We start from the raw sequence: 8,718 nt of genomic DNA, 5'->3' as shown, positions 1-8,718 counted from the left end.
CTGGCGATCAATTTATTGACCCTGGTGTTGATGCTTATGAGCAACGCTATCGAGAGCGGGTAGTTAATAACCTTAAGAAAAAAGCTCTAGCTTTTGGTTTAAAACTTACCCCCATTTCTGACTCCACGCAATGTGTTTCTTAGGAGTGATTTGTTGGAGCAGATTGACCCCTGTATTGAACAAGTATCGGGCGATGGTAGCTATGATACCTTTGACTGTTACGATGCGATCGCTCAACGCAAAGCCAAAGCGGCAATTCCTCCTCGCAGCAATGCCAAAATTCAATTAACAGATAACTCTAAAACGCTGCCCCATCCGAGAGATGAAAATCTGCGCCGGGTTCATCAAGTTGGACGCAAGCAATGGAAACAAGAAAGCGGCTATCATCGACGATATGCGTCTGAAACTGCCATGTTTCGGCTCAAGGTAATTTTTGGTGGCAAGTTACGACGACGTTTTTTTGATAATCAAGCCGTCGAGTTATTCCTGCAATGTGCAGCTCTCAATCGCATGATTCAGTTGGGCAAACCAGACAGTTATAAAGTGGAAGACTAATTACTAACTTTACTAAGAGTTAGTGTATCTTTTTTCTGTTTCATGCAACAAAGCCGTTTGTCGTTACCATAGCGCCAGCCAACAGAGCCAGGATCTCTTGACCTACACCAGTTTTCAAAATCTTTAGAATTCTGATTCTTTAGTTCCTGCTCCAGAGTTGCCAGTGAGACACCCAACCTTTTAGCGAGATTTTCCCCTTTATACGCTTGCAGTTCTAGCTGTGGTGGGTGGTAATTGTATGACTGCCGACGCGAAGTACCTGAAGAACGCTGGGAAAGTATTGCGATCGCTCCTTCTAGTTGTGCTAACTTTTGGGTAATTAATTCAGTTTTTTGCTCAAGCTGTGATAGTCTCTGTTTTAAGCTCTCGTCGACACTAGATTCTACACGAGTGTCTGTACGATTTGCGTAAGAATTGAGTGTAGTTTCCAGTTCGACAAGACGGGTTTCTACACTCGTTTGTGTACCCGCAACTGGCCCCAGGATATGATACAGACCCTGGATAACTAAATCAGTTGCAGTGGTGTTACGTTCTCTTGCGGTGGCCCGGAGTATTTTGGTCAGGGTTTTGGGGAGTTTGAAGTTAATTGATTCGCGTTCTGTGTTCGCCATCTCTATACCACGTCTATACCGTAGTACAGACAGTTTAGCGCGTTTTTGGTAAACACCGAGTTTTCAGCATACTGTCCAGTATTGGCGGCGAAATACGGATTCTTTCTCTATGTCCCACTTCAGACTCAGCGCTGAGAACTACAAACACCCTGGCAAAAAACGCTGTTTATCTGGATATTACGTCACAAATCAAAATCAAGGGTGAATGTGACGCTATCAGAATCTTCTAGAATTTCTCTTGTAGATGAAGTTGGGTCTACCTGCTGTTGTTTATTTTGCTCAGTAGTAATTGGGGTGAAAGCACTTGGGTGAGTGACTAGTTGTTGAGTAGGGAATGCACCCTTTTTGAAAGCAAAATAGCAATCAATGATGAAGTAAAGCGTCTCCAGGTAACTTTTATCTAGTTGTTGTGACTCCTTGAAGATACGTTCTCGATAGCTATCTTTAATCCGAACCTTTTCCGGTGCCAAGTCTTGTTTGTCTGTCATTATTACCTCATTTATCCAATGTGCTTGTAGTAAAATTCTTTTTTAGAATGGCTTTTGCCATTTCTAGAAGTCCATTCGCATTAGCTTCCACTGGATTATCCAGAATTTTGAAACCATTCTTCTCTAATAGCTTCTTAAATCCAGGTAACAGGCAGCCTCCACCAATTGCCCAAATCTCATCCCCTTGGTGTTTGGCATCTAGTGTCAAATTCACAACTTTCTTTAAATATCTTTCGTACCAATCTTTTAAACAACTGGTGTAGACATCTTTTATATCAATGTCGCGGCTGTACTTGGTATGTCCCATTTCTAAACAAAATCGAATCTTTGATGCATCCCCAATTTTCCCGCCATTGAGGTGTTTCATCTTTTGAGAAATGTCATCGATGAGAACTTCTACGCCTGTGGGATAGGGGGTGTGAACTTCTCGCTTGCCTTGATAGTAACGAGAATACAGTGTTGTACCGTTGCCAAAGTCTAGAACCGTTAACTTTGCTGGGAGTTGATGCCCAAACAATGCACCCATGCCCTCTGGTATCACCTTGAGGACTTCTACTTTGACATCTGATTGATTGCCTGCAAGTATTGGCTGATATTCTCCATTAAGTACTCGTTCTAACTTTGAGGTCAGACTCACATCATGTAAGCTGACGACTAACTTGAGATGCCAAGCCTTACGGTGTGGCAGATGTGCTAATGCACCCAGTAATGTCAACAGCGCATTGTTGACCTTATTTTCATTGTCATCTGTGTTGCGCTCAAAATGATAACCTGCACGGAAAGCTGATTCTCCAACAGTGTAAGCATTACCGTTAAAAACTACTCTTCCTGGTACATCTTCCATTTCCATAATGGAAATATAACTGGGGACGCGAACTACTTCAAAGCCATCGACTAGAAGTTTTACGCTACCGTAACCGTTATCAAAGCCAGCAGCAAAAATTTTTTGCAAAATGTGAATATTCGACATAGGGGTCAAGTGGGGTACAAAGTGTTAAGCAGTCAAAAATACCCTAAGCATCACCTATATATACCCTATATAGGTGTTAAATTGTCATCAAATTTTTGAATCATTTATGGGGTACATATAGCACCCATATATATCCCATCAAGATTTTTTAAAGAACTAGACAAAATGAGTTACTACTTACTTACAGGTTCAGCTTTCTCAACTGAATTATCGTTCACACCCAAAGTCAATTGCAAAGGAATTCGGGATGGGTAAGCTTTTACTACCTGTCGATAAACCTCATAATTTGTCGGTAGAGTTCTCTGCTGACCACTCACTCGAAAGCTTATTTGGTATTTCACAGTTTTCTGCAATTCGGGTTGGCCTGCCTGTTCTTGAGGTTTTTTACGTTGTTCGACTTCATCAATACTTGGTCGTGGCGGCAAAGTAGGCCACCATAACCCCTGGTCATCTGGTTCAATAATTGCTCCTATTGGTTTCAAGCCATTTCGATTCAACACAGAACTAGTAGCAAAGCTTTCAACACGCGGTAACGGTTGATCGGTTAGGTTATTACTATACTTAACTTGCCAAATATAACTGGTGAGCGCTGTAGCTTCATACTGTTCTGTGGTTAAGTTACTGCAACTGGTAAGTGGGAGCGCTGTTAGCACAGTTATTATTGAGGTTAACAATGTCAGCTTTTGCATTATCCACTTGTTGATATTTCTCCTAAATAATTCTTGAGCTAGGCGATCGCCTTTATTGTTTCCAAGGAGAAGGAATTGCCGTAGTCGAAAGCACCTCCCCTGTATTCAGTCTAATAGCCGTTTGCTCGCAGTTTGGGCATTGAACTTTAAGTTGGATAATTGAAGGTCGCCCTTTGTACTCACCCATTACAGGGGAGCCTGTAAACTCGCTAATTATTCCCTGATTGCAATGCCAACACTCAAAGATAATTCGGCTCACTGGTTTGTCACAGTCTAGGAATTTTACATGCTGAAAACGTTCTGCTAGTAACTCTGGTTTTTCAGAATGTAGTTTTGATGGACGCTGCACTTTAGATTGTTGCTGTGCTTTATGATGAGGTGAGGCGGTCGCAGGTGGTTCTACTGATTGCAGCGGTGGTTCATCAGCAGGGCTGGGGACTGGTTGAGATTCTGCTTGGTGTTGCTCTTGTGGTTCATCAGCAACAGGAGTCAGGTTAGGCTTGGGGTTAGGATTGTGGGATTGGGACTGTTGCTTAGGTGGTTTGGATGGACGCTGCGTAGATTTCATGAATACTTCAAGTTAAATGAACTTAGGCAGACTTGAAAACTTTTGTATTTTAGCTTTTAATTTAGAAACTTTTGGTTGTATAAAGCTGTGTTCAAGGATAAAATCAGCCGTATTAAGAGCTTCACTGTGAACTCTAATTTTTCTTGACATCAATTTATAAAGTTCTCAATCGAAAGCTAACTGTGAGCAAAACTCGTATTATTGCACTATTCAATCAGTCAGGGGGAGTAGGTAAGACCAGTTTAACCATGAACTTGGGCTATCATCTTACTCAAAAGAAGAAAAATCGCGTTTTACTTATAGATATGGACCCACAAGCGTCACTAACAACATTTATGGGTCTAGAACCAGAACAATTTACTAATACTGTGTATGAAGCAGTGGTAGGTGAAGATCCATTGCCAATCTACCCTGAACTAATTCACGGCATGAGTTTAACTCCTGCTAACATCAATTTAAGTGCCGCCGAACTCGAACTGGTTGCGGCGTTAATGCGTGAGATGCGTCTCAAAAATGCACTTGCATCCATACTGGACAAATACGATTTTATTTTGATAGACTGTCCCCCATCTTTGGGCATACTGAGCGTTATTAGTTTAGTAGCGGCGACACATGTATTGGTACCAATTCAATGTCAATTCAAATCTTTTCAAGGAACTGATTTACTATTAAGGACTGTAGCATCACTCCGTAAAGGAGCTAACAAAGATCTCGCAATTGCTGGCTTTATTCCAACAATGTATGACGCACGTACTGCTCAAGAAAGTAGAACTATGAAAGCGATATTGTCACAACTCTCGCCACTAGCAACAGTCTATGAGCCAATCCCTAAAACTATTGCTTTTGCAGATGCAAGTGAGGCGCGCTTACCCTTAGCACTATATAGCCCTAAACATCCTGCTGTCACTGCACTCCAGAAAATAACTTCGGATTTAGAAAAACTCCCGTGATTACTAGTAAAAAAGACAAACCTTATACCAGCAACTTAAAAGGTGTAGCCGCTCTACTTGGTGAAAACTTTAACCACAATGAAACTGCCAATAGCTCACCACACAATATAACTATTAGTAAGATCAAACTGCCTCACTCACAACCTCGACGCTACTTCGATGCTGAAAAGCTTGGACAGCTTGCATTATCAATTCAAGAGCATGGTATCCTTGAACCTCTCCTTGTCCGTCCCCAACAAGAAGAATACGAACTTGTTGCTGGAGAGCGTCGCTTACGTGCAGCCCAAATGGTTGGGCTAGAAGAAGTACCTGTTGTCATTAGGGAGTTTAACGAGCAAGAAGCATTGCAAATATCGCTCGTTGAAAACTTGGCGAGGGAAGATTTAAATCCAGTCGAAGAAACTGAAGGTGTACTTCAACTTCTAAGTTTGCGATTGAAACAAAGTACTAATAATATAGTCTCACTACTCTACCGAATGCAGAATGAAGCTAAAGGAAAAGTTACCCAAAACGTTTTGGGTAGTGAAGAATCACTTGCTATTAAAGCTCTTTTTGATACATTAGGGATAATATCCTGGGAATCTTTTGTAAGTAGTCGTTTACCATTACTTAAACTACCTCAAGATGTGCTAGATGTCCTACGTCAAGGTCAAATTGAGTACACTAAAGCCACTGCTATTGCTCGTGTAAAGGATGTATCTCAAAGAATGGCACTCATGAAAGCTGCCATAACAGAAAACTTGTCTTTAACACAGATTAACGAACGCATTAAAGCAGCTCGTACAACAATTACTTCAGAATCGATATCTCTTAAGGAACGCTACAAACAAGCATCAAGCAGATTGCAGAAAGCGTCCGTTTGGGACAATCCCAAAAAACAAAAAACTTTAGAAAAATTACTTACTCAAATCGAGTCACTTTTAGATGAAAACTCACCTGAATAATGTTACCATTTATTATAGTATTTATGTACTATAATAAATCCACTTCTAAGCTTATAATGATGTGCGGCATTTTTAGAAAGCAATGTCCACTCTGCCTAATCTTTCTCCTCAACAACTCAATGCCACTCCTCACCACGAAACCATTACCGGAGTGGTGGAACGCCTGACTTTTTGCTCAGAAGAATCAGGCTATACTGTAGCGCGGCTAGTGCGCCCTGGTGCAAAAGACCTCACGACAATTACTGGCAGCTTCGCCAATATCCAACCAGGGCAAACACTGCAACTCACAGGTTTCTGGCGCGATCATCCACAATACGGGCCACAATTCCAAGTCGTCAATTACAGAGAAACAAAACCCGCGACTCTCACAGGAATTGAGAAGTACTTAGGCAGTGGACTAATTAAAGGAGTAGGCCCAGTCACAGCCAAGCGCATTGTCGCTCACTTTGGCTTAGAAACATTGGACATCATCGAAAACCAGATTGAGCGCCTCATCGAAGTCCAAGGCATCGCCAAAAAGCGCATCAAGTTAATTAAAAATGCTTGGGAAACTCAAAAAGCCATCAAAGAAGTGATGGTGTTTCTCCAAGGTCATGGTGTTTCTACTACCTACGCAGTCAAGATTTATAAGCAATACCAAGATCAGGCGATCGCCACAGTTTCAGAAAACCCATACCAGTTAGCAGCCGACATCTATGGTATCGGTTTTCTGACTGCTGATAAGATTGCTCGGAATGTAGGAATTGCTCCTGATAGTGAATTCAGATATTGCGCGGGACTAATTCATGCTTTAAGCGAAGCTGCGGAGGATGGTCACTGCTACTTGCCCCAGAGCGAACTAATTGACTCGGTAATTAAGCTACTGACTACTGAATCTCATCAGCCAACTGAGGATGCGATCGCTCAAACAATTAAAGACATGGCACTCTCTGATGAGCTAATCAGGGAGAAAACTCCAGAGCAAACGCTGTTGTGCTACAAACCGACTTACTTTCATACTGAGCAAAAGTTAGCACAATTAATCTTAGGGCGTTTGAGCCAACCCGTGGCACAGGACATTCCTCGCGTCCGTGCTTGGCTTGAGCGTTTTACATTAGCTCAAAAAATTCAGCTTTCAGAACAGCAACAGCAAGCAGTAGAGATGGCTGCTTATTCTCGTGTAATGATTTTGACAGGCGGGCCTGGTGTAGGCAAGACCTTCACTACGTACACTATAGTCCAATTGTGGAAGGCGATGGGCAAATCCATTGCTTTGGCTGCACCAACTGGACGGGCTGCACAACGCTTGGCAGAGATGACTGGACTTGAGGCAAAGACCATACATCGCTTGCTTGAGTTTGACCCACGCTCAATGAACTTTAAGCGCGACGATGAAAATCCTTTAGCCCATAGTGCAATTATTGCTGATGAAGCTAGTATGCTTGACTTGTTTCTAGCGTATTCTTTAGTCAAAGCTGTGGCTGGTGGAGCGCAACTATTATTAGTGGGAGATATCGACCAGCTGCCCTCGGTAGGCCCAGGTCAGGTACTTGCCGACCTGATTAATTCTCTCCGACTGCCAGTAGTTCGGTTGACCCAGGTGTTTCGGCAAGCTCAAGAAAGTGCCATCATCACCGCCGCTCACCAAATCAACCGAGGACAGTATCCCACGATGGAGCCAATTTCTGACAATCCCGTGTCAGACTGCTTGTGGCATGGTGGTGGATTTGAGCCTGAGCATGGAGTGCAAGCGATTTGTGAACTGGTGAGGGACTTGATTCCTCGCTTGGGGTTTAATCCGGCTACTGATGTACAGGTGCTTTGCCCAATGACACGGGGAGTAGTCGGTACTCGGAACTTGAATACCGTGTTGCAGCAGTTGATTAATCCACCAACACCAGACAAGGTGGAGATTACCAGGGGTGGTAGTTTACTACGAGAAGGCGATCGCGTCATTCAGCAAATGAACGACTACAACCGGGAAGTGTTTAATGGGGATTTGGGGATTATCCAAAGCATTGATACCACCGAGCAAGAAGTTGCTGTGCAGTATGGCGAGCGTACTGTCATCTATGACTATGCTGACCTGAATGAGATTGCCCTTGCCTGGAGCGTTACTATTCATAAAAGCCAAGGGTCAGAGTATTCAGTGGTGATACTGCCACTATATCTGCAACACTACATGATGCTGTCACGGAACTTATTTTATACAGGATTGACTCGTGCCAAGAAGTTAGCGATCGTGATTGGCTCTAAAAAAGCGATATCTCTAGCTGTACGGTCTACTGATGACCAAGAGCGATACACACGGTTGCGTTCTAGGTTAGTTGGGATCAATTCAAACTTAAATCTGCCCAGCCGCAAAAATTTGTTGTGCCGTTAGTTGTAGATTGGGAAAGATTGAGGAAACAAGTTGCTCATTACTTTGAAATAAATTTTTTTGATACTCGTCTTCTTGCAATGTACAAATTGTGATTGTTGGTTGTTTGGGTTTGCCAATATATTCTCTACCACCAATACCTAGATAATCAACAATCCAATACTCAGGTATTCCTAACAAGGCATAGTCTTCAGCTTTGCGAGCATAGTCATTTTGCCAGTTTGTACTGACGACTTCAGCAATTAGTTTAATTGAGTTTGGTAATGTAATTACAGGTTCTTGTTGCCAGAGGGGTTCATTAATTAGTTGAGTTTGATCTAATACAATTACATCAGGACGAAAAGCAGTATTTGTCCCTAAAAGTTTGATCAAACACCGATGGGGAATAAAATAGTCTAGCTCCTGGCGGTCAATTTCTACATTCAGTTTTCGTCCAATGAAAGCAGATACTTGCTCATGCGGCCCTGTTGGTTCCATCTCGATTAATTCACCATCAATTAGCTCATAGCGTTCGTTGTCGCCGTAGTAAGTAATGAATTCATCAACAGTAAGAGTTTTAGGAGTTGATTGAACCATTGTCCTTG

Annotated in this window: 9 protein-coding genes and 1 pseudogene; 4 read left to right on the top strand and 6 right to left on the bottom strand. The window is 42.5% G+C overall.

Going from position 1 to position 8,718, the window contains the following annotated elements:
- Positions 1-147: 147 nt before the first annotated feature.
- Positions 148-555: pseudogene (locus RMY31_RS12415) on the top strand (transposase); the annotation flags it as partial.
- On the opposite strand, the gene RMY31_RS12410 reads toward RMY31_RS12415, so the two are convergent.
- From RMY31_RS12410 to RMY31_RS12390, 5 genes are all read right to left on the bottom strand, one after another.
- Complete coding sequence (locus RMY31_RS12410; protein ID WP_409877890.1) at positions 552-1,166, bottom strand: hypothetical protein; 615 nt, start codon at positions 1,164-1,166, stop codon at positions 552-554. The pseudogene RMY31_RS12415 and the gene RMY31_RS12410 overlap by 4 nt on opposite strands.
- 182 nt (positions 1,167-1,348) lie before the next feature.
- Positions 1,349-1,654 (bottom strand): hypothetical protein, encoded by a 306-nt coding sequence (locus RMY31_RS12405; protein ID WP_409877889.1) that lies wholly within the window; start codon positions 1,652-1,654, stop codon positions 1,349-1,351.
- Between the two features lie 7 nt (positions 1,655-1,661).
- On the bottom strand, positions 1,662-2,624 hold the full coding sequence (locus tag RMY31_RS12400; RefSeq protein WP_409877888.1) for a ParM/StbA family protein: 963 nt from the start codon (positions 2,622-2,624) through the stop codon (positions 1,662-1,664).
- A 173-nt stretch (positions 2,625-2,797) separates the two neighbouring features.
- Positions 2,798-3,313, bottom strand: a complete 516-nt coding sequence (locus RMY31_RS12395; RefSeq protein ID WP_409877887.1) for a hypothetical protein — start codon at positions 3,311-3,313, stop codon at positions 2,798-2,800.
- Positions 3,314-3,365: 52 nt separating this feature from the next.
- Positions 3,366-3,881 (bottom strand): hypothetical protein, encoded by a 516-nt coding sequence (locus tag RMY31_RS12390; protein ID WP_409877886.1) that lies wholly within the window; start codon positions 3,879-3,881, stop codon positions 3,366-3,368.
- Positions 3,882-4,063: 182 nt separating this feature from the next.
- Between RMY31_RS12390 and RMY31_RS12385 the strand changes: the two genes are divergently transcribed.
- The 3 genes from RMY31_RS12385 (at position 4,064) to RMY31_RS12375 (ending at position 8,137) form a co-directional block, all read left to right on the top strand.
- On the top strand, positions 4,064-4,831 hold the full coding sequence (locus tag RMY31_RS12385; protein ID WP_409877885.1) for a ParA family protein: 768 nt from the start codon (positions 4,064-4,066) through the stop codon (positions 4,829-4,831).
- Positions 4,828-5,775 (top strand): ParB/RepB/Spo0J family partition protein, encoded by a 948-nt coding sequence (locus RMY31_RS12380; RefSeq protein ID WP_409877884.1) that lies wholly within the window; start codon positions 4,828-4,830, stop codon positions 5,773-5,775. The genes RMY31_RS12385 and RMY31_RS12380 overlap by 4 nt, the downstream gene beginning before the upstream one ends.
- An 82-nt stretch (positions 5,776-5,857) precedes the next feature.
- Complete coding sequence (locus RMY31_RS12375) at positions 5,858-8,137, top strand: ATP-dependent RecD-like DNA helicase (RefSeq protein ID WP_409877883.1); 2,280 nt, start codon at positions 5,858-5,860, stop codon at positions 8,135-8,137.
- Here the strand turns inward: RMY31_RS12375 and RMY31_RS12370 are convergent.
- Positions 8,099-8,710: a Uma2 family endonuclease gene (locus RMY31_RS12370; protein ID WP_409877882.1), complete on the bottom strand. Its 612-nt coding sequence runs from the start codon at positions 8,708-8,710 to the stop codon at positions 8,099-8,101. The genes RMY31_RS12375 and RMY31_RS12370 overlap by 39 nt on opposite strands.
- Between the last annotated feature and the right edge of the window lie 8 nt (positions 8,711-8,718).

The organism is Dendronalium sp. ChiSLP03b, from assembly GCF_034531165.2.
Taxonomy (GTDB): Bacteria; Cyanobacteriota; Cyanobacteriia; order Cyanobacteriales; family Nostocaceae; genus Dendronalium; species Dendronalium minutum.
The sequence above is the reverse complement of the archived record's forward strand: the minus strand, read 5'-3'. Positions and strand labels throughout refer to the sequence as shown.